This is a genomic window from Hoeflea ulvae, from assembly GCF_026619435.1.
GTDB classification, from domain to species: Bacteria; Pseudomonadota; Alphaproteobacteria; order Rhizobiales; family Rhizobiaceae; genus Hoeflea; species Hoeflea ulvae.
Genome location: NZ_JAOVZQ010000001.1, coordinates 4,098,591 through 4,117,791 on the forward strand (window position 1 = coordinate 4,098,591; position 19,201 = coordinate 4,117,791).

A 19,201-nucleotide genomic window follows, 5' to 3' on the forward strand; every position below is an offset into this window, starting at 1 on the left:
TTCAGTGGACCCAATTTAGAGGATATCCCCCCGAGGCACAAGGATATCCCTCAATCCGCCGTCGGCAGCCTGCGCATGGTGAACTCAATGGTGTCGTCGTCGCCCGGCAGGGTCCGCCAGCTTTCCACTTCGGTCCAATAGGCTGCCTTCGGCCAGCTCGAAAACCATTCCTGCGCCTTTTCGCGCGCCTCGCCCCGGCTGAGCCGATAGGTCTTGCGGACAAAGCCGCCGGGTCTGCCGGCGGATTTTTCGCTGCGCGAGCGGGCGATTTCACGTCGCAGGCCATCAAGCGGCGGACGGCGGGGGGAAATTGGCTCATCTTCCTTCCTTGCTGGATAAATTCTAACCCAAAAACTTTCACGCTGCGAGTCCCCTGCGGCATCAATGCATCCCCTTCAAAAGGCACAGTTACAACCCGTGCATGGTGCTGCTATGACATGCCAATAGTTAAGACGAGGACATCACATGGAACGCCCAATCCTGCCGGTCGGCCTGCCCGGAGACATCGAAGACAAGAAGACCAGAGCGCGGCAATGGTTCGAGCAGCTGCGCGACCAGATCTGCGCCAGTTTCGAGGCGCTCGAGGACGAGGTCGACATGCCGCAGACAAGCGGCGAACCCGGCCGTTTCGAGCGCACCCCCTGGCAGCGCGACGAGGGCGCGGGCGGCGGCGGCACCATGTCGATCCTCAAGGGCCGGCTGTTCGAGAAGGCCGGCGTGCACACCTCGACCGTCCATGGCGAGTTCTCGCCCGAATTCCGCAAGCAGATCCCCGGTGCGGAGGAAGATCCGCGATTCTGGGCCTCGGGCATTTCCCTGATCGCCCATCCGAAAAATCCGCATGTGCCGACCGTGCACATGAACACCCGCATGGTCGTGACCACCAGCCACTGGTTCGGCGGCGGCGCCGACCTGACCCCGGTGCTCGACAACCGCCGCAGCCAGACCGATCCCGACACGCGGCTATTTCACCGCGCTTTGCAGATTGCCTGCGAGCGCCACGAGGTCGCCGACCACCCGAAGTTCAAGGAATGGTGCGACGAATATTTCTTCCTGCCCCACCGCAACGAGCCGCGCGGCACCGGCGGCATTTTCTACGACTGGCAGCACTCCGCCGAGGAAGCCGGCGGCTGGGCCGCGGACTTTGCCTTCACCCAGGATGTCGGCCGCGCCTTCAACGTGGTCTACCCCAAGATCGTGCGCGCCAATTTCGAAAAGCCCTGGAACGAGGACGAACGCCGCGAGCAGCTCATCCGCCGCGGCCGCTATGTCGAGTTCAACCTGCTCTATGACCGCGGCACCATCTTCGGCCTGAAGACCGGCGGCAATGTCGCCTCGATCTTGTCCTCGCTGCCGCCGGTGGTGATGTATCCGTAGCGGTTTCCCGCCCTTTTGGCGCGGCGGTACAGTTCAAGTCAGCTTCTGTACTGTCGTGCCAAACAGGCGGCGGACCCCGCTCAACCCCTGTTGCGTGACCGCAACGGTGAGTGCCGAAGCTCTCGCCGGATAGACAGCAACGCCGCCCGTCACAGACCGGCATATCTGCACCCCGGATCACGCCCGCGGCCGTACACGCTGTAGTTTCAATGATTTGATATGTCATAAAACTGTAACAATCCCCTTGTCAGCAGCGCGATGACAAGACACACTTCCCTATCGTCGGGTCGTTTACAGCCTGACGTCATGGGAGGAAAAACATGAAACTAACGCTTCTGGCGGGTTTTGCACTCGCCGCGTCAACCGTACTTGGGTCCGGTGTGGCGCTCGCTGACAATGTCACCCTGTATTGCTCCGCCGACGAGACCTGGTGCCAGCTGATGGCCCGCGGTTTCGAGGAGGAAACCGGCATCAGGGTCGACATGACCCGGAAAAGCTCCGGCGAGACCTTTGCCCAGATCAAGGCCGAATCCTCGAACCCGAAGGGCGATATCTGGTGGGGAGGCACCGGTGACCCGCATCTGCAGGCCGCCAATGAGGGCCTGACCGAGGAATACATGTCGCCGATGCGCGACCAGCTCAACGACTGGGCCATCCGCCAGGCCGAAGCCGCCGGCAACAAGACCATCGGCATCTATTCCGGCGCGCTTGGCTTCGGCTACAACAAGGATCTTCTGGAGAAAAACAACCTGCCGGTTCCGGCCTGCTGGAAGGACCTGACCAAGCCCGAATACAAGGGCCACGTCCAGATGGCCAACCCCAACTCCTCCGGCACCGCCTACACCACGCTCGCCACCATGGTGCAGCTGTTCGGCGAAGAGGACGGGTTCCAGTTCATGAAGGACCTGCACAAGAACATCAATCAATACACCAAATCCGGCTCGGCGCCGATCAAGGCCGCTGGCCTTGGCGAAAACACCATCGGCATCGTCTTCATGCATGATGCCGTCTCGCAATCGGCCAGCGGCTTTCCGATCGTCACCGTCGCGCCCTGCGAAGGCACCGGTTATGAAATCGGCTCGATGTCGATCATTGCCGGCGGCCGCAATCCGGACTCCGCCCGCAAGTTCTATGACTGGGCCCTGAGCGCCGAAGTGCAGTCCCGTGCCAAGGACGTCAAGTCCTTCCAGGTGCCGTCCAACAAGGCGGCGGAACAATCGCCTCTGGCGCCGGATCTGTCGACGGTCAAGCTGATCGACTATGACTTCGACAAATACGGCTCGTCCGAGGAGCGCAAGCGCCTGCTCAAGAAGTGGGATGACGACGTCTCGGTTCTGCCCCAGTAACCGGCGTGCGTCGCAGGCAGGAAACCGCAAATGTCCACCCGGCCGTCATTCTCTGGATGGCGGTCGGCTGGATCGGCTATGCCGTGCTGCCCTGGTACGGTCTTCAGGACAATTTCTTTGCGTTCTCCTGGGTTCTTGACGGCTATCCGTTTGACGCGGAATTCGCCCCGGCCCTGTTCCTTGTCGCCCAGGGAGAGAAGACCTGGCTGGCGCCGCTGGCGCTTCCGCTGCTGTTGCCGCTGCTGCTCTGGCGCCGGCAAAAGCAGGATCCGGTCTTCGGCTGGCTGCTCATCGCCATCGGCGCCTTCGGGCTGTTCTGGTTCTTTGCGCAGGGCTATGGCGTAGGTCTGCGTGGCTGGCGATTTGCCTGGATGACCGAGGCCTTCGGCCCGCTCGACGGCCGCCAGTTCGGCATGGGCTATGGCGCCATGCTGGTCGCCGGCGCCTTCCTGTTCCTGCTGTGCCTGGGCATTGCCGCCCGCGGCGCGGTGGGCGGCGATGTCTTTGTCGTCAGCACCATCGGCTTCATCATCGCCGTTGTCGGGCTGTTCATCTTCGTGCCGATCGCCCAGATGCTGGCCAGCGCGCTTGTCACCGAGGAAGGCGGATATTCGCTGTCGGCATTCCTCGCCAAACTGTTTTCCGGCCGGATCTGGAGTCTGGGCTGCATCACCAGCGGCACTCGCTGCGGCGTGGCCTGGAACTCGCTGTTTCTGGCCGTCGTCATCGGTTTCATCACCACCGGGCTCGGACTGGTCTTTGCGCTGATCGCCACCCGCACCAATGTCCGCTTCCAGCGCGTGCTGCGGGCGCTCACTGTGCTGCCGGTGATCACCCCGCCCTTCGTCATCGGGCTTGCCATCATCCTGCTGTTCGGCCTGTCCGGCGTTGTCACCCAGGGATTTTCCTGGATGTTCGATGTCCAGGCAACACGCTGGGTCTACGGCCTGCCCGGCCTGATGATCGCCCAGACACTGGCCTTCACGCCGATTGCCTTTCTGGTGCTGATCGGCGTGGTCGAAGGCGTCAGCCCCTCGATGGAAGAAGCGGCTCAAACCCTGCGCGCCAACCGCTGGCAGACATTCTGGACGGTCTCGCTGCCGCTGATGCGGCCGGGCCTTGCCAATGCCTTCCTGCTCGGCTTCATCGAAAGCATGGCCGATTTCGGCAATCCGCTGGTGCTGGGCGGCAATTTCGATGTGCTGTCGACGGAGATCTTCTTTGCCATTGTCGGCGCCCAATATGACCAGTCGCAGGCCGCCATCCTCGCCATCGTGCTGCTGATCTTCACGCTTAGTGCCTTTTACGCCCAGCGCTTCTGGCTCGGCAAGAAATCCTACACCACCGTCGCGGGCAAGGGTGACGCCGGTGTCCACCCGCCCCTGCCCCGCGGCCTGACCATCGTCATCACCGCGCTCGCGTCCTTCTGGATCCTGGTCACGGTGGTGGTCTATGCAACGATCTTCTACGGCAGTTTCGTCAAGCTCTGGGGCGTCGACACCTCGCTGACCTTCGATCACTACATCCAGGCATTCGCCATCGGCTGGAACGAGTTCGGCCTGCATCTGAAGGGTTCGGCCTGGGCCTCGTTCTGGACCACCATCTGGATTGCCCTGGCCGCTGCCCCGCTGACCGCCATCCTCGGCCTGCTCACCGCCTATCTGCTGTCGCGCCAGCGCTTTGCCGGCAAGAACGCCTTCGAATTCGGCACCATGCTGTCCTTTGCCATTCCCGGAACGGTGATCGGCGTCGCCTATGTGATTGCCTTCAACCTGCCGCCGATCGAACTCACCGGCACCGCCCTGATCCTGATCCTGTCCTTCATCTTCCGCAACATGCCGGTGGGTGTGCGCGCCGGCGTGGCCTCGATGTCGCAGCTCGACAAGAGTCTCGACGAATCCTCGCTGACGCTGGGCGCCAATTCGTTCCAGACCTTCATCCGCATCATCCTGCCGCTGCTGCGGCCGGCCATTCTCGCGGCCCTGGTCTATTCCTTCGTGCGCGCCATGACCGCCATCAGCGCGGTGATCTTCCTGGTCAGCGCCCGCTACAACCTGTCGACCAGCTACATCGTCGGCCGCGTCGAGAACAATGAATATGGCATCGCCATTGCCTATGCGACGGCGCTGATCTTCGTCATGCTCGCCGTCATCGGCGCCATGCAGTTTCTCGTCGGCCGGCGGGACATCGGCCGCCGCGGCACCGGCCATGCAGACAAACCAATCGCAATTGTGGGAGGCGGCTAAGTGAGCGTCATAGGCAGCAACGCCGCATCGGTGGAATTTCGCGATGTCACCAAGATCTACCCCAATGCCAAGGTGGCGGCGGTGGACCGCATCTCGCTGACCGTGGAACAGGGAAAACTGGTGACGCTGCTCGGACCCTCGGGCTGCGGCAAGACCACCACTCTCAGGATGATCGCCGGGCTGGAAATGGTCTCCTCCGGCCAGATCCTGATCGGCGGAGAGGATGTCACCAAACTTCCCGCCACCGACCGCGACGTGTCGATGGTGTTCCAGTCCTATGCGCTGTTTCCGCATATGAGCGTGCGCGAAAATGTCGAATACGGGCTCAAATTCTCAGGCTACCCGAAGAAGGAAGTCGGCGAGCGGGCGATGGCGGGCCTGCAATTGGTCGGGCTGCAGGATTTCGGCGCCCGGCTGCCCAGCCAGCTCTCGGGCGGCCAGCAACAGCGCGTGGCCGTCGCGCGGGCGCTGGTGCTGGAGCCGCAGGTGCTTTTGTTTGACGAACCTTTGTCCAATCTCGACGCCAAGCTGCGCCGCCAGGTGCGCGAGGATATTCGCGACATCCAGACCAAGCTCGGCCTGACCGTGGTCTATGTCACCCATGACCAGGAAGAGGCGCTGGCCGTCTCCGACCGGATCATCGTCATGAACAATGCGGTGATCGCCCAGGAAGGCACCCCGCGCGATCTCTATGACGCGCCGATCAACGGCTTTGTCGCCGATTTCATCGGCGAGGCCAATCTGCTTGACTGCGAGATCGAGAGCGTCGCTGATGAACGCGCGACCACGGTGCTCGGCCCGGTCCGCCTCGAGCTGCCCTCACGCGGCATGAAGCCTGGGCCGGCCAGGCTTGCCATCCGGCCAGGCCGCCTTGAACTGGTCAAGGCCGGAACGCCAAACGCGCTTCCGGCGCGGCTGACCAAGGTCACCTATGTCGGCCGGCATCTCGAATGCTTTGCCGAGACCGCCATAGGCCCGGTCTTTGCCGTGTGCAACGATGTCGACGCGCCCTTTGCCGCCGGCGACGACATTGCGCTGAATTTCCCCGAGCGCGGCACGGTGCTTATTTCCGGCTGAAGCCTGCCGCGGTCACCGCGCCGATTTGAAGCTTGATTCCGCGATCTCCTTGATCTCGCCGAATATGTTGGCACCGCCGGCGATCACCACGGTGCCCTGGTCCAGGCTGGTGGCCGGATCGGGCTTGACGATCCTGCCACCGGCTTCCTCGATCATCAGCAATCCGGCGACGCAGTCCCACGAATTCATGTGTTCTTCGATATAGCCCAGCAGGCGCCCGGCCGCGACATAGGCCAGCATCAGCGCGCCCGAGGCATTGCGGAAGAACACGCCGCCGCGCTCGATCACCGTGGCAACGGCCGTTGCGGCAGCCATGCCCGGCACCCGCACGGAGAATCCGATGCCGATCGATCCCTGCCCGATGTCGCCGGTCTCCACTGTGCGCAGCGGCTTGCCGTTGACAAAGGCGCCGCCGCCCTTCGACGCGGTGAACATTTCCCCCGACGCCGGCTCGAAGATCACCCCGATCACCGCTTCGCCGTCCTTGGCGCAGGCGATCGCCACGCACCATTGCGGAATTCCGCGGACAAAATTGGCGGTGCCGTCGATCGGATCGATCACCCAGTCATAGCCGCTGGTGCCGTGCTTGCGGCCATGTTCCTCGCCGACAATGCCGTCCTCGGGATAATGCTCGGCAAGCGCCGCGCGGATCAGCGTTTCGGTGTCCTTGTCGGCATTGGAGACGAGGTCCTGATGGCCCTTGCTTTCAATCACCAGGGTGTCGATTGCCTGAAAATGTTGCTTGGCGAAGGCGCCGGCCTTGCGGGCAAGCTCAATGGCGAAGTCCAGTCTGTCTTGGTCGCTCACGGAATATCCAGCTTGTTGGGGAGAAGATGGCGGCAATGCTATGCCAAGCTCGCGCCTCTGACCAGCCCGCTCGATCATGCTTGTGGCAGGCATTCCTGGCCCGGACGGTATGGACTAGACCCTGCCTCGCCTGCCGATGTACCCGGAAATGACTGCCGGATGTGCCAGAAGACCGGTTTTGTGCTATATTGTCTTTCCGTCGGCCGGTGCGCCGGCAGAGGCGGGTTTCCTGTTCTGGCTAAGAAGAAGGAGATAGCCATGAAGACCTTCCATTGCGGATCTCTCGTTCCCGGTTGCGAATGGCACACCCGGGCGGACAGCGAAGCGGACATCGTGGCGCGCACGGTGGATCATCTGCGCCAGTCTCACGGCGAAACCATCATCCGGCCATCCATCGTCGAGCAGATCAAGGCGCGGATAGGCGACGAAAAAGACGCCGCCTGATCATCCCGATGACGCGTCTGCCGTCGTCCCGCAGGCGTCAGCTCGTCACCGGAATGGCATGAAAATATCGGACGGACGGCCCGCCCCTTGGTGCGGACCTGGCATCAGTCGTGGCCGATGCCTCACGGCTGTTTCAGGTGGATCACCCGCAATGCGTCGTCGATCAGCAGATTGGCGATCTTCATCCGGGTGGTTGCAGCCTCGCGCCATTCCTCCGGCGCACGGTCGGGATGGTTGAGGCGGGCAAAATTTCGCCGTTTCAGATGCAGTTGTGCCACCGTGTCCGAAGCCTTGAGCGCGATGTCGGCGGCAATCTCCTCGGCGCTGAGCCGTTTGAAGAAGGAAAGATCCGGCGCCGGTTTAGGCGGCGGCGCATAATCATCGTCCTGATAAGCCGACCAGGCGCCCTCGCCCGTCTCGCTGGTGCGCCAGTCCGCCGGGCCGGAACCGGCGCCGACAAAGCCGGCATTCAGCCCGCGGATCCCGGTCCAAGGCGCCGAGGCCGGCACCGCGGCATCGGCCCGGTCCCGGTCCAGCCGGTCCAGAACAACCTCAAACGTGCTCAGACCCAGAATCATCTTGCAGCCCTGCCTCGTCAACAGCTCGGATCCGGGTGCCCGGGCCGGGTCCGCACGCAATTGCACGGATATCCGGCAGGGGCTGGCCTCGACTGCCCACCCGCATGGACGGCCGTCTCACGCGCGCCTCCACGCAACGATGGTTAGCAAAGCAAAGTTAACAATACGCTTGGATCTGCCGCAGCATCGGGCGCCCGCCTGGCCGCGAGACGATCACGCCGGCGCCATCATGGCATCAGCCAGGAGCCTGGCAGCTTCGGCTCAATCGAGCCCGGCCATCAGGGCCGCCTTGTCGAGGGCGAAATTGCTGTCGATCCAGCGTTCTTCCAGTGCCGCCAGTTGCGCGCCCATTTCCGGGCCCGGCGACATTCCCCTGGCAATCAGGTCGGCGCCTGCGACCGGAAATTGCGGACGTTGCCAGTTGAGCGCACGCGCCAGATGGCGGCTGTGGCCGGCCGCATCGGTCAGCGCCGCGCTGTCGGTCTCGGTGCGGGTCCGGGCCGACACCAGCGACAGCCTTATCCGGTCGATCAGCGCGGCGGCGCCGTACCGGTACAACAGCCGGTCCAGCGCGGTGATCGCCATCGTTGGCTGGACCACCGGCGCCGCGGCCCAGTTTGCCAGCCGGTCGGCCTCCGCCCGCGACATCTTCAACCGCGCCGCCAGCGCGCGCATCCGCTCCGCATCCGGCGGCACGATCGCCATCAGCCGCAGCATCGGGTCCGGCTCCCAGTCGAGCGCCGCCTCCGTCGCCACCAGGCCGCCGATGGAATCAATGCCCCATTTCTCGCTTTCGGGCAGCACCGCAGTCAGCACGCCGGCCTGGCGCATCCACAGCATCGCCCGTCCCGGATCGCGGGCTTCCAGCAATCGCTTGAGCTCTTTCCACACCCGCTCGGCCGAGAGCTTTGCCAGGCTGTCGCGCGCCCGCGCGCAGGCTTTCAGCGCGGCGGCATCGGGCCGGCCGCTGCCGTAATGGGCAAAGAAGCGGAAATAGCGCAGGATCCGCAAATGGTCCTCCCGGATGCGGTCATCCGCATTGCCGATAAACCGCACGGTGCGGGTCTCGACGTCGTCCAGCCCGCCCACCAGGTCGATGACCGTACCGCTCTGGTCGGCATAGAGCGCATTGATGGTGAAATCCCGCCGCTCGGCGTCAACCTGCCAGTCACGCCCGAAATTGACCTTGGCGCGCCTTCCATCGGTCTCCGCATCATGGCGCAGCGTGGTGATCTCGAAGCCGCGGCCCTCGATCACCAGCGTCACCGTGCCATGGTCGATGCCGGTCGGCACCGGCCGGATTCCGGCCGCCCTGGCCCGTGCCATCACCTGCTCCGGCGCCCAGGTCGTGGCCAGGTCGGTGTCCGACACCGGCAGTCCCATCAGCGCATTGCGAACAGCGCCGCCCACCACCCGCACCTCTTCCCCCTCGGCATTAAGCAGCGCAAAGATCCGGACAAGAGCCGGGTCCTTGAACCAGGATTCTGCGGCGACGCTTGCAGCGGTGCTCATGCGTAGAGCCTTTCATACATGGTGCGAATGATCCCGGCAGTCACACCCCAGATATGGTGTGTGCCATAGGGCATGACATAATAATGCCGCTCCAGACCGTCCCAGACGCGGCTTTCGCGCCGGTGATTGGCCGGGTCCATCAGGAAGGACAGCGGCGTTTCGAACACCGCGTCGACTTCGTCCGGATTTGCAACGAGGCTGTAGCCGGGCCGCACCACCGCCAGAACCGGCGTGATCCGGAACCCGGTGGTGGTCATGTAGATCGGCAGCCGGCCAATCGGCTCGACGAAGCTCCGGTCCAGCCCGATTTCCTCTTCGGCCTCGCGCATCGCGGCAATCTCGACACTGCCGTCTTCGGGATCCACCGAGCCGCCGGGAAAGGCCACCTGGCCCGAATGCTTGCGCATCGCCGTGGCGCGCCGGGTCAGGATCACCTGCGCCTCGGGGCCGGCATCGGTGACCGGCACCAGCACCGCCGCCTCGCGCAATGTCACCCCCGCAAGACCTGACACCAGATCCGGGTTGAGCACATGGTCGCCATGGCCCAGATGCGCAGGCTCCGCCCCGAAAGCCCGCTCCGGATCGTGCCCGAGCACGCGGTCGCGAAAGCCCTGGGCGTCAAAACGCAGCGGCAGCCCGGGCTGTGCCTGTGTCAAAGCTGCGCCTCGAGATCGGCCATCGGCATCACCGGAAACACCGCACCGCCCGAGCGGATGACGAACATGTTTGTTCCATCAATCATCGCCTCCTCGCCCAGCGCCAGCAGGTCATAGGTCACCGCCCGGTTGACCAGCGCTTCGAGACGGCCGCGCACCATCAGATAGGGCTTGAGCTGGTCGGTCTCGCCGGTGGTAACGAATCGCAGCGGATTGTCCGGCCCGGCGCGCACCACATCGCCAACATTGGTGCGAAACGTCAGCACCTGGCCCTCGTCTTCGTCCGTTACCGTCATCTCGACGGCCAGGAAAGGTGCGTCGGCGACCCGGATGCCGATCTTTTCCACAGGCGTGACCAGATAGATCTTGCCGTCCTCGTCGGCGCGCAGAACCGTCGAGAAAAGCCGCACCAGCGCCGGCCGGCCAATGGGTGTCCCCATATAGAACCAGGTGCCGTCGGCACGGATTTCCATGTCGATATCGCCGCAATAGGGCGGATTCCAGTGCTCAACCGGCGGCAAGCCGTCCTTTCCGGCATTGCGGTCGGCCTGGGCGCGCGAAATCAGCGCCGCGAGACCGGCGGCATCTGTTTTCTCGGTGATCCTTGTTTTTGCCATTGTCCTGTCCAGCTATGAGTATAGGTAACCAGATAGTCAACCGAACTGCTCTTGTCAGCCTTTCAGGGTGGAATAAGCTGTTTGGCAGCTTGGAACAGGAACGCGCGGAGAATCCCATGGGACGCATCGACACTGTCGAACAGCCGATTGACGCCAATGCCGCGGTTGCGGCCGCCGAGCAGGCGCTCGCCGATATCTCCGCCGTGAAGAAGGCGGTGTCGGAGGTCATCTATGGCCAGGAGAACGTCGTCGAACAGACCCTGCTGGCGGTTCTGTCGGGCGGCCATGCGCTGCTGGTCGGTGTTCCCGGCCTCGCCAAGACCAAGCTTGTGTCGACGCTCGGCACCGTGCTGGGACTGAGCAGCAACCGCATCCAGTTCACCCCCGACCTGATGCCGTCCGATATTCTGGGCTCCGAAGTCATGGACCAGGACGAGACCGGACGGCGCTCGTTCCGCTTCGTGCCGGGCCCGGTGTTCACGCAATTGCTGATGGCCGATGAAATCAACCGCGCCTCGCCGCGCACCCAGTCAGCGCTGCTGCAGGCGATGCAGGAATATCATGTCACCGTCGCCGGCGCGCCGCATGACCTGCCTCGCCCCTTCCATGTGCTGGCCACCCAGAACCCGCTGGAGCAGGAAGGCACCTACCCGCTTCCCGAAGCCCAGCTTGACCGGTTCCTGATGCAGGTCGACGTGCCCTATCCGGAAATGGCGGCTGAACGGCAGATCCTGCTCGAAACCACCGGCGCCGCGGAATCCATTGCCAAGCCGGCCATCACCATGGAACGCCTCGCCGCGATCCAGATGCTGATCCGGCAGATGCCGGTGCCCGAATCGGTTGTCGACGCCATTCTCGAACTGGTCCGCTCAGCCCGTCCCGGCCATGGCAATGCGAAGGTCGATGAAACCGTGTCCTGGGGCCCCGGCCCCCGCGCCGGCCAGGCTTTGATGCTCTGCGCCCGCGCCCGCGCGCTTTACGATGGAAGGCTTGCGCCCTCGATCGACGATGTCCGGGCGCTCGCCGAGCCGATCCTGCAGCACCGCATGGCGCTGACATTTGCCGCCCGCGCCGAAGGCATCGGCATCCGCGACGTCATAGCCGGGCTCGTCGCCCCGAAAGCCGGGTGACCTGATGGCCCCGATCGGCCACCTCACCCAGCCGACCCTGCGGCTTGATGCGCTGGCCCGTGCACGCCAACGCGCCGCCCTGCTGCCCGATTGCCTGGCCGAAGCGCGGCGTGTCGCCAACACGGTGATCGCCGGCTGGCATGGCCGCCGCAAGCGCGGCACCGGCGAAACCTTCTGGCAGTTTAGGCCCTATGTCGACGGCGAATCGCTCTCAAGCATCGACTGGCGCCGATCCGCCCGCGACGATCATCTCTATGTCCGCGACCGCGAATGGGAAGCCGCCCACACCATCTGGCTCTGGGCCGACCAGTCGCCCTCCATGCTCTACCAGTCCGATGCGGCGCCGGTCGCCAAGGAAAGCCGTGCGCTGGTGCTGATGCTGGCGCTGGCCGAAGTGCTGTCGCGCTCCGGCGAACGCATCGGCTGCCCCGGTGTGATGGACCCGGTCGCCTCGCGCAATGCCGCCGAACGCCTGGCGTTGGCGCTGTCGCATGCGCCTGCGCAAACCGGCCTGCCCGACCTCGGCCAGGTCGGACGGATGAGCGATATTGTGCTGATCAGCGATTTTCTCGACCCGGGCGACGCGCTTGACCGCTGCATCGGACCGGCAGCAAAGCGCGGCATCCGCGGCCACGCCATCGAGGTCTCCGATCCGGCGGAAGAAAGCTTCCCCTATGCCGGCCGCACCGAGTTCCGCGACCCCGAAACCGGCGCCAAGTTGGTGGCAGGTCGCGCCGAAACCATTGGCGCCGATTACCGCCGGGCCTGGCTGGCGCGCCGCGAAACCCTGGCAGAGGGCGTGCGGCGGCTGGGCTGGACCTATCTCGCCCACAGCACCGACCGGCTGGCCTCCGAAGCCCTGGCCTCGGCCCATGTTCATCTCTCGGGCATCCCCACCGCGCCCAGGAAAGTCTCGGCATGATCGCCGGCCTGCCCATCGCCTTCGGCGCGCCGGCCATCCTGCTCGGCCTTCTTGCCCTGCCGGTGATCTGGTGGCTCTTGCGGCTCACCCCGCCGCGCCCGCAGGCCGAACCCTTCGCGCCGCTGGCCATTCTCGCGCTTGTGCTCAAGACCGAGGAAACACCATCGCGCAGCCCCTGGTGGCTTACTGCATTAAGACTGCTGATTGCAGCCCTGGTGATCCTGGCGCTCGCAGAACCCGTGCTCAATCCGCGCGACAAGGCGCTGTCGGTTGACGGACCGCTGGCTCTTGTCATCGACAATGGCTGGGCCAGCGCGCCCGATTGGGACACCCGCACCGAGGCCGCCGACATCCTGATTGGCGAAGCCGAGGATCTCGACATCCCGGTCGCGATCGTCTTCACCGCCGATCGCCGCCATGACGCCACGCCCGGCACCTTCGAGCGCGCCCGCGAACAGTTGCGCGCCGCCAGGCCGCAGCCATTGCGGCCCGAGCGCGGCGCGGCGATGACCGCCCTGGTTGCCGCCCTGGGCCAGACCCGGCCCGGCACCGTCGCTTTTCTGACCGATGGCGTCGATACCGCGGACGCCACCCAGGCCCTCAACCAGCTGGCCATGCTCGAACCTTCGGCCATCCGCATCATCGGCGCCGACGATGCCCAGGCGCTGGCGCTGACCCATGCCGACAATGGCGCCGATGCGCTCAGCATCTCCGCCCGACGGCTCGACAGCGCCAGTGCCGAAACCCACAGGCTGACCGCCCGCGACAGCAAGGGCCGGGAGATTTCCTCGGGCGCGCTCAGCTTCGAGGCCGGCGACAGCGAAGCCACGGCGACGATCTCCGCCCCGTTTGAAATCCGCAACGACATCGCCCGGCTGGATGTGACCGGCATCGACACCGCCGGCTCGGTGCGGCTGCTCGATGACAGTTTCCGCCGCCGCCGGGTGGCGCTGGTCTCGGGCGAAGCCGCCGACATCGCCCAGCCGCTGCTTTCGCCGCTTTACTATATCAACCGTGCGCTCTCGCCCTATGCCGACCTGATCGAAGCCGATAGCGCCGACATGTCCGCGGCAATCCCGAAACTTCTGGCCCAGGCCCCGGCGGTCATGGTTCTGGCCGATATCGGCATCCTGCCCGAAGATGTCAGCAAGCCGCTCAATGACTGGATCGAAAATGGCGGCACCCTGATCCGCTTTGCCGGGCCGCGGCTCGCTGCCGCGCCTGCCGGCGACCCACTGGCGCCGGTGCTCTTGCGCAAGGGCGAACGCGAACTGGGCGGCGCCCTGTCCTGGGTCGAGCCGCAATCGCTGGCAGATTATCCCGCCACCAGCCCGTTTGCCGGTTTGCCGACGCCGCGCGATGTCACCGTCAGCCGTCAGGTGCTGGCCGAACCCTCCGCCGATCTGGCGGCGCGGACCTGGGCGAGCCTCGCCGACGGGACCCCGCTGGTCACCGCCGCCGAACGTGGCGCCGGCCGCATCGTGCTGTTTCACGTCACCGCCGAGGCCGGCTGGTCGAACCTGCCGATCTCCGGCCATTTCGTCGACATGCTGCGCCGCGTGGTGCAATTGTCCCGCGCCGTTGCCGGCGGCAGCGAAGCCGGATCGGGCATTCTGCCGCCCTGGCGCCTGCTTGACGCCAATGGCGCCCTGGTGCCGGCCAGCGGCGACGCCAAGCCGCTCGATCTCACCGCCGGCGCCGTGGCGCGCGTCGGCCGCGACAATCCTCCGGGCCTGTACGGCGTCGAGGACGGTTTCGTGGCGCTCAACCTGTTTGACCAGAACGACGGTCTCGAGGCGATTGCCATCCCCGAATTCGAGGTCCCCGTCACCCGTGCGCCATTGAGCCGCGACAGCGCGGTTGATTTCAGGCCGTGGCTGTTCGGCGCAGCCCTTCTGGCCTTGCTGATCGATACGCTGATCGTGCTGCTGCTCAACGGCGCATTCCGCCGCAAGGGGTTCCGTCCTGCCCAGGCAGCCACAGCCTTTCTATTTGCCGCAGGTCTCTCGGCAATGCTGGTCTCGGCCCCCGGCAGCGCCCGCGCCCAGGATACCCAGCCCGGCGATGCCGAACTGCTCGAAAGCCTCGACGAAACCCGCCTCGCCTATGTGATCACCGGTGACGAGGAAGCCGACACCACCAGCCGCTACGGTCTCGACAGCCTGTCGCGCTACCTCGCGAGCCGCACCGCGCTCGAGCCCGGCTCGGCAATGGGCGTCGACATCGAGACCGATCAGCTGGCGCTTTATCCGCTGATCTACTGGCCGATGAGCGAGGACGCTGCCCTGCCCACGCCTGCCGCCATCAGCCGGATCGACGCCTATATGAAGAGCGGCGGAACGGTGCTGTTTGACACCCGCGACCGGATCATCGATCTCGGCGGCGGCTCCAGTGTCTTGACCCTGAAACTGCAGCAGATTCTCGCCAGTCTCGACATTCCGCCGCTCGAGCCTGTGCCGTCCGATCACGTGCTGACCAAATCCTTCTTTCTGCTCGACACTTTCCCCGGTCGCTATGCCGACGGACCCCTGTGGGTGGAGGCGACGCCTGATTCCGACAATCCGGCCGAACGCCCGGCCCGCAGCGGTGATGGCGTCTCCTCGATCCTGATCACCGGCAACGACATGGCGGCCGCCTGGGCCATTGATGACAGTGGCTATCCGATGTTTTCGACGGTGCCTGCCGATCCGTGGCAGCGCGAATATGCCTACCGCGCCGGGGTCAATATCGTCATGTACATGCTGACCGGCAATTACAAAGCCGATCAGGTCCATATTCCGGCACTGCTTGAACGGTTGGGACAATAAGATGAGTCTGGCCTTCGACCCGCTTCTGCCGCTGCCGCTGATCCTGGCGCTTGCCCTGGTAGCCCTTGTGCTTGTCGGCTGGGCGATCATCAAACGCATGCGCGGTGCCGCCCTTCGCGCGCTGGCGTTGTCGGCGCTGGTTCTGGCTCTGGCCAACCCCGTCGCCAATTTCGAGGACCGCGAACCGGTCACCAGCATCGTCGCCGTCGTTGTCGACCGCAGCCCCAGCCAGATGGGCCTCGACCGCACCGCCCGCACCGATGCGGCGCTGAAGGCGCTCAGCGAGCGGATTGCCCGCTACCCGGCCTTCGAATTGCGGGTCATCGAGGCCGTCACCGATCCCGACGCGCAATCGCCCTCTACCAGGCTGTTCGAGGCGCTGGCCTCTGGCATTCGCGATGTGCCGAGCTCGCGTCTCGCAGGTGCTGTGATGATTACAGACGGCCAGGTCCATGACGTGCCCGGCTCGCTCTCGGCACTCGGCCTTGACGCGCCGCTGCACGGGCTGATCGTCGGCGACGAGAACGAGATTGACCGGCGGGTCGACGTGGTGCGCAGCCCGCGCTTCGGCATTGTCGGCGAGGAACAGGAAATCGTCTACCGCGTCAGCGAGGACGGCGCCGCGGCCTCCGGACCCATGGCCGTGACGGTGCGGGTCAATGGCGAGCGGATTACCACCGAAACCGCCGTGCCGGGCGAGGAATCTTCCTTCAATCTCAAGCTGCCGCGCGGCGGCGAGAACATCGTCGAATTCTCTGTCGAGGTGATCGACGGCGAGGTGACGGCCGCCAACAATCATGCCGTGGCGCTGATCGAGGGCATCCGCGAAAACCTCCGGGTGTTGCTGGTGTCCGGCGCGCCGCATGCCGGTGAACGCGCCTGGCGCAACCTGCTCAAATCCGACGCCTCGGTCGACCTGGTGCATTTCACCATCCTGCGTCCGCCGGAAAAACAGGACGGAACGCCGATCGCCGAACTGTCGCTGATCGCCTTTCCGACCCGCGAATTGTTCATCGAGAAGATCGACGAATTCGACCTGATCATTTTCGACCGCTACCAAAATCGTGGCGTGCTGCCGGTGCTCTATTATGATTACATTGCCCGCTATGTCGAAGATGGCGGCGCGCTGCTGGTCGCTGCCGGTCCTGAACTTGCGGGCATCGAGTCCATTGCCGAAACCCCGCTAGCGCCGGCCCTTCCGGCCTTTCCGACCGGCGAAGTCTCCGAAGCCGGCTATTACCCGCGCCTCTCCATGGATGGCAAGCGCCACCCGGTGACCCGCGCTTTGCCCGGCGGCACCAACGAGCCGCCGCAATGGGGCCGCTGGTTCCGCACCGTCGGCGTCACCGACACCATCGGCGACGTGGTGATGAACGGCGCCAATGACGAGCCGCTGCTGGTACTCAACCGCTATGGCGAAGGCCGCATCGCCATGCTCCTGTCCGATCACGGCTGGCTCTGGGCCCGCGGCTTTGAAGGCGGCGGCCCGCATGTGGCGCTCTACCGCCGCATCGCCCACTGGCTGATGAAGGAACCCTCGCTTGAAGAGGAGGCGCTGCGCGCCTCTGCCACCGGCCGCACGCTGATTGTCGAGCGCCAGACCATGGGCGACAGCACCGGCCCCGCCACCATCATGCTGCCCTCGGGCGAAATGCGCGACATCACCCTGACGCCTGCCGGCGATGGCCTGTTTACGGCTGAAGTGACGCTGGATGAGCCCGGACTGGTGGAAGTCACCTCGGGCGACTTGCGAGCGCTGGCCCATGTCGGCGCGGTGGACGCGCCCGAATTTCGCGCCACGGTCTCGACCACTCAGGTGATCGCTCCGATCTCGTCCGACAGCGGCGGATTGACCACGCGGGTCAATGCCGAGGCCTCGAATTTGCCGCAGATCCTGCCGACGCGGGCCGCCACCGTCAATGCCGGCAGCCGCATGGGCCTGCGCGCCAGCAATGAAAGCGTGCTCAAGGGCGTGCGGTCGCTGCCGCTGTTTGGCGGATTTCTGGGACTGGCGCTGATGATTATGGCGCTGGGCGCCACATGGTTCCGCGAGGGCCGCTAAAGCGTGCTGCGAAAAGTGGGAACCGGTATTTGCAACACGCGCCGGAACAAAAGCCTGAAGCACATTACATCAATGAAATTGACTGCAACGTGCCTTAGTCCCCGCATCTCTGCAAAGCGCCAGATCAGCTGGCTTCGGAAAGCACGTCTTCGTCGCTGAAATAGCTCATCTGGTCTTCGGCCCAGGCCTTGATGCCATAGCGCTGGACCGTGTTGCGCAGCATCGCCATCCGGTGGCGGCGCTCTTCTTCGGGCATCGCCAGCGCCTGCTCGATCGCCGTGTCCATGGAGCGGTGCGAGAACGGATTGGTGATCACCGCCGAGGACAGTTCCACCGACGCTCCGGCAAATTCCGACAGCACCAGCACGCCGTCGCCATCGGTACGCGCAGCGGCATATTCCTTGCAGACCAGGTTCATGCCATCGGCCAGCGGCGTGATCCAGCAGACATCGGCCAGCTGATAATAGGCGATCAGATCCCGGAACGGCACCGCCGTCGAGATCAGCGCCACCGGCTGCCATTCGAACGAGCCGAAGGTGCCGTTGATGCGGCCCGCCACCTGTTCGATCTCGCCCTGGATTTCCTCGTAAGCTGCCATGCTGCGATTGGCGCCGACCGAGACATGCATCAGCCGCACATTGCCGTGCATTTCCGGATGCGCCTGCAGCAGACGTTCATAGCTTTCGAGCTGCTGGACGCCGCCCTTGGTATAATCGGTGCGGCCGACCGACAGGATCAGCTTGCAATCGCCCAGTTCCGAGCGGATCGCCACGGCGTTTTCGCGGGTCTCCTCGGAGGCCGCGCGTTCCTGGATGAAATCCCAGTCGATGCCCACCGGCGCGCTGGAAATGCGGATTGTGCGGCCCTGATACTGAACCGATTCCGGCACGCGTCGGTCCGACAGCGCAGTGCCTTCCCAGACGAAATCGGGATTGACGTCCTTGCGCACCACATTGCCGACTTCGAGCAGGCTCTGCGCCACATGGACGAAATTGACCGCGTAGCGCGGAATGTGAAACCCGACCACGTCGCAAGACAGCAGGCTGTCGACGATCTCGCGCCGCCACGGCAGCACGTTGAACATGTCGGCCGCGGGAAACGGCGTGTGATGGAAGAACGAGATCTTCACATCCGGCCGCAGCTTGCGCAGATAGCCGGGCACGAGCCACAGATTGTAGTCATGCACCCAGACCACGGCACCCGGCGCCGCTTCCGCTGCGGCTGCCTCGGCGAATGCCCAGTTGACTTCGCGGAATGTCGGCCAGTCGACGGGGTCGTAATTGTAGCGTTCCTTGAAGGAATGCAGGATCGGCCAGAACGCTTCCTTGGAGGTGATGTGATAGAAGCTCGACACCTGGTCGGGCGTCAGCGGCAGCCGGGTGACCGAATATTTGCCATAGCTGTCCTCGATCTCGATGACCCGCTCGAACTCCGGATTGGCAGCATCTTCAGCAAGCTTCCAGGCGATCCAGGCGCCCTTGTCGACACGGCCGAAAAAGCCCTTCAGCGTCGGAACAATGCCGTTCGGGCTCTTGTTTTCCCGGAAAACGATCTTGCCGTTTTCTTCAACCTCTTCATAGGGTTGACGGTGATAAACGATGACGAGATCGCTGGCCATGA

At 64.6% G+C, this 19,201-nt stretch carries 16 protein-coding genes; 9 read left to right on the forward strand and 7 right to left on the reverse strand.

Annotated features, from left to right (window positions below):
- Nucleotides 1–50 precede the first annotated feature (50 nt).
- Complete coding sequence (locus OEG82_RS19555) at nt 51–311, reverse strand: hypothetical protein (protein ID WP_267615014.1); 261 nt, start codon at nt 309–311, stop codon at nt 51–53.
- Nucleotides 312–465: 154 nt separating this feature from the next.
- Between OEG82_RS19555 and hemF the strand changes: the two genes are divergently transcribed.
- The 4 genes from hemF to OEG82_RS19575 all read left to right on the forward strand — a co-directional run bounded on the left by hemF (nt 466) and on the right by OEG82_RS19575 (nt 6,046).
- Entirely contained in the window at nt 466–1,377 is a 912-nt protein-coding gene (gene hemF, locus OEG82_RS19560) for an oxygen-dependent coproporphyrinogen oxidase (protein WP_267614037.1), read from the forward strand.
- Nucleotides 1,378–1,697: 320 nt separating this feature from the next.
- A complete protein-coding gene (locus OEG82_RS19565; protein WP_267614038.1) occupies nt 1,698–2,723 on the forward strand; it encodes an ABC transporter substrate-binding protein in 1,026 nt (341 codons plus the stop codon).
- 56 nt (nt 2,724–2,779) lie between these two features.
- Nucleotides 2,780–4,969: an ABC transporter permease gene (locus OEG82_RS19570; protein ID WP_267615015.1), complete on the forward strand. Its 2,190-nt coding sequence runs from the start codon at nt 2,780–2,782 to the stop codon at nt 4,967–4,969.
- Nucleotides 4,970–6,046 carry an ABC transporter ATP-binding protein gene (locus tag OEG82_RS19575; RefSeq protein WP_267614039.1) on the forward strand — a complete coding sequence of 359 codons (1,077 nt, stop codon included), beginning with the start codon at nt 4,970–4,972 and terminating at the stop codon, nt 6,044–6,046.
- A 12-nt stretch (nt 6,047–6,058) separates the two neighbouring features.
- Here the strand turns inward: OEG82_RS19575 and OEG82_RS19580 are convergent, their stop codons facing one another.
- Nucleotides 6,059–6,853 (reverse strand): inositol monophosphatase family protein, encoded by a 795-nt coding sequence (locus OEG82_RS19580; protein WP_267614040.1) that lies wholly within the window; start codon nt 6,851–6,853, stop codon nt 6,059–6,061.
- A 258-nt stretch (nt 6,854–7,111) separates the two neighbouring features.
- On the opposite strand from OEG82_RS19580, the gene OEG82_RS19585 reads away from it, so the two are divergent.
- Nucleotides 7,112–7,297, forward strand: coding sequence for a DUF1059 domain-containing protein (locus OEG82_RS19585; protein WP_267614041.1), 186 nt, complete (start codon nt 7,112–7,114; stop codon nt 7,295–7,297).
- A gap of 122 nt (nt 7,298–7,419) precedes the next feature.
- Here the strand turns inward: OEG82_RS19585 and OEG82_RS19590 are convergent, their stop codons facing one another.
- The 4 genes from OEG82_RS19590 to OEG82_RS19605 form a co-directional block, all read right to left on the reverse strand.
- Nucleotides 7,420–7,875 (reverse strand): hypothetical protein, encoded by a 456-nt coding sequence (locus tag OEG82_RS19590; protein ID WP_267614042.1) that lies wholly within the window; start codon nt 7,873–7,875, stop codon nt 7,420–7,422.
- Between the two features lie 261 nt (nt 7,876–8,136).
- Nucleotides 8,137–9,387 (reverse strand): CCA tRNA nucleotidyltransferase, encoded by a 1,251-nt coding sequence (locus tag OEG82_RS19595; protein WP_267614043.1) that lies wholly within the window; start codon nt 9,385–9,387, stop codon nt 8,137–8,139.
- Nucleotides 9,384–10,043 carry a CoA pyrophosphatase gene (locus tag OEG82_RS19600; RefSeq protein WP_425497602.1) on the reverse strand — a complete coding sequence of 220 codons (660 nt, stop codon included), beginning with the start codon at nt 10,041–10,043 and terminating at the stop codon, nt 9,384–9,386. The genes OEG82_RS19595 and OEG82_RS19600 overlap by 4 nt, the downstream gene beginning before the upstream one ends.
- Complete coding sequence (locus tag OEG82_RS19605; protein ID WP_267614044.1) at nt 10,040–10,660, reverse strand: DUF1285 domain-containing protein; 621 nt, start codon at nt 10,658–10,660, stop codon at nt 10,040–10,042. Before OEG82_RS19605 ends, OEG82_RS19600 begins: the two co-directional genes overlap by 4 nt.
- A gap of 116 nt (nt 10,661–10,776) precedes the next feature.
- Between OEG82_RS19605 and OEG82_RS19610 the strand changes: the two genes are divergently transcribed.
- From OEG82_RS19610 to OEG82_RS19625, 4 genes are read left to right on the forward strand one after another with little or no spacing between them, the layout of a single operon-like run.
- The gene (locus OEG82_RS19610; RefSeq protein ID WP_267614045.1) at nt 10,777–11,790 is read left to right on the forward strand and encodes an AAA family ATPase; all 1,014 of its coding nucleotides are present in this window, start codon (nt 10,777–10,779) and stop codon (nt 11,788–11,790) included.
- Between the two features lie 4 nt (nt 11,791–11,794).
- The gene (locus OEG82_RS19615) at nt 11,795–12,712 is read left to right on the forward strand and encodes a DUF58 domain-containing protein (protein WP_267614046.1); all 918 of its coding nucleotides are present in this window, start codon (nt 11,795–11,797) and stop codon (nt 12,710–12,712) included.
- Nucleotides 12,709–15,519: a DUF4159 domain-containing protein gene (locus tag OEG82_RS19620; protein WP_267614047.1), complete on the forward strand. Its 2,811-nt coding sequence runs from the start codon at nt 12,709–12,711 to the stop codon at nt 15,517–15,519. Before OEG82_RS19615 ends, OEG82_RS19620 begins: the two co-directional genes overlap by 4 nt.
- 1 nt (nt 15,520) lies before the next feature.
- Nucleotides 15,521–17,581, forward strand: coding sequence for a hypothetical protein (locus OEG82_RS19625; RefSeq protein WP_267614048.1), 2,061 nt, complete (start codon nt 15,521–15,523; stop codon nt 17,579–17,581).
- Between the two features lie 124 nt (nt 17,582–17,705).
- Here the strand turns inward: OEG82_RS19625 and ggpS are convergent, their stop codons facing one another.
- Nucleotides 17,706–19,199, reverse strand: a complete 1,494-nt coding sequence (gene ggpS, locus OEG82_RS19630) for a glucosylglycerol-phosphate synthase (protein WP_267614049.1) — start codon at nt 19,197–19,199, stop codon at nt 17,706–17,708.
- Nucleotides 19,200–19,201: the final 2 nt, after the last annotated feature.

What these genes read in the sequence shown, in the direction of transcription:
- hemF (WP_267614037.1), top strand. Translation starts at nt 466, where the DNA reads ATGGAACGCCCAATCCTGCCGGTCGGCCTGCCCGGAGACATCGAAGAC.
- OEG82_RS19565 (WP_267614038.1), top strand. Translation starts at nt 1,698, where the DNA reads ATGAAACTAACGCTTCTGGCGGGTTTTGCACTCGCCGCGTCAACCGTA.
- OEG82_RS19570 (WP_267615015.1), top strand. Translation starts at nt 2,780, where the DNA reads ATGGCGGTCGGCTGGATCGGCTATGCCGTGCTGCCCTGGTACGGTCTT.
- OEG82_RS19585 (WP_267614041.1), top strand. Translation starts at nt 7,112, where the DNA reads ATGAAGACCTTCCATTGCGGATCTCTCGTTCCCGGTTGCGAATGGCAC.
- OEG82_RS19590 (WP_267614042.1), bottom strand. Translation starts at nt 7,875, where the DNA reads ATGATTCTGGGTCTGAGCACGTTTGAGGTTGTTCTGGACCGGCTGGAC.
- OEG82_RS19595 (WP_267614043.1), bottom strand. Translation starts at nt 9,387, where the DNA reads ATGAGCACCGCTGCAAGCGTCGCCGCAGAATCCTGGTTCAAGGACCCG.
- OEG82_RS19605 (WP_267614044.1), bottom strand. Translation starts at nt 10,660, where the DNA reads ATGGCAAAAACAAGGATCACCGAGAAAACAGATGCCGCCGGTCTCGCG.
- OEG82_RS19610 (WP_267614045.1), top strand. Translation starts at nt 10,777, where the DNA reads ATGGGACGCATCGACACTGTCGAACAGCCGATTGACGCCAATGCCGCG.
- OEG82_RS19615 (WP_267614046.1), top strand. Translation starts at nt 11,795, where the DNA reads ATGGCCCCGATCGGCCACCTCACCCAGCCGACCCTGCGGCTTGATGCG.
- OEG82_RS19620 (WP_267614047.1), top strand. Translation starts at nt 12,709, where the DNA reads ATGATCGCCGGCCTGCCCATCGCCTTCGGCGCGCCGGCCATCCTGCTC.
- OEG82_RS19625 (WP_267614048.1), top strand. Translation starts at nt 15,521, where the DNA reads ATGAGTCTGGCCTTCGACCCGCTTCTGCCGCTGCCGCTGATCCTGGCG.
- ggpS (WP_267614049.1), bottom strand. Translation starts at nt 19,199, where the DNA reads ATGGCCAGCGATCTCGTCATCGTTTATCACCGTCAACCCTATGAAGAG.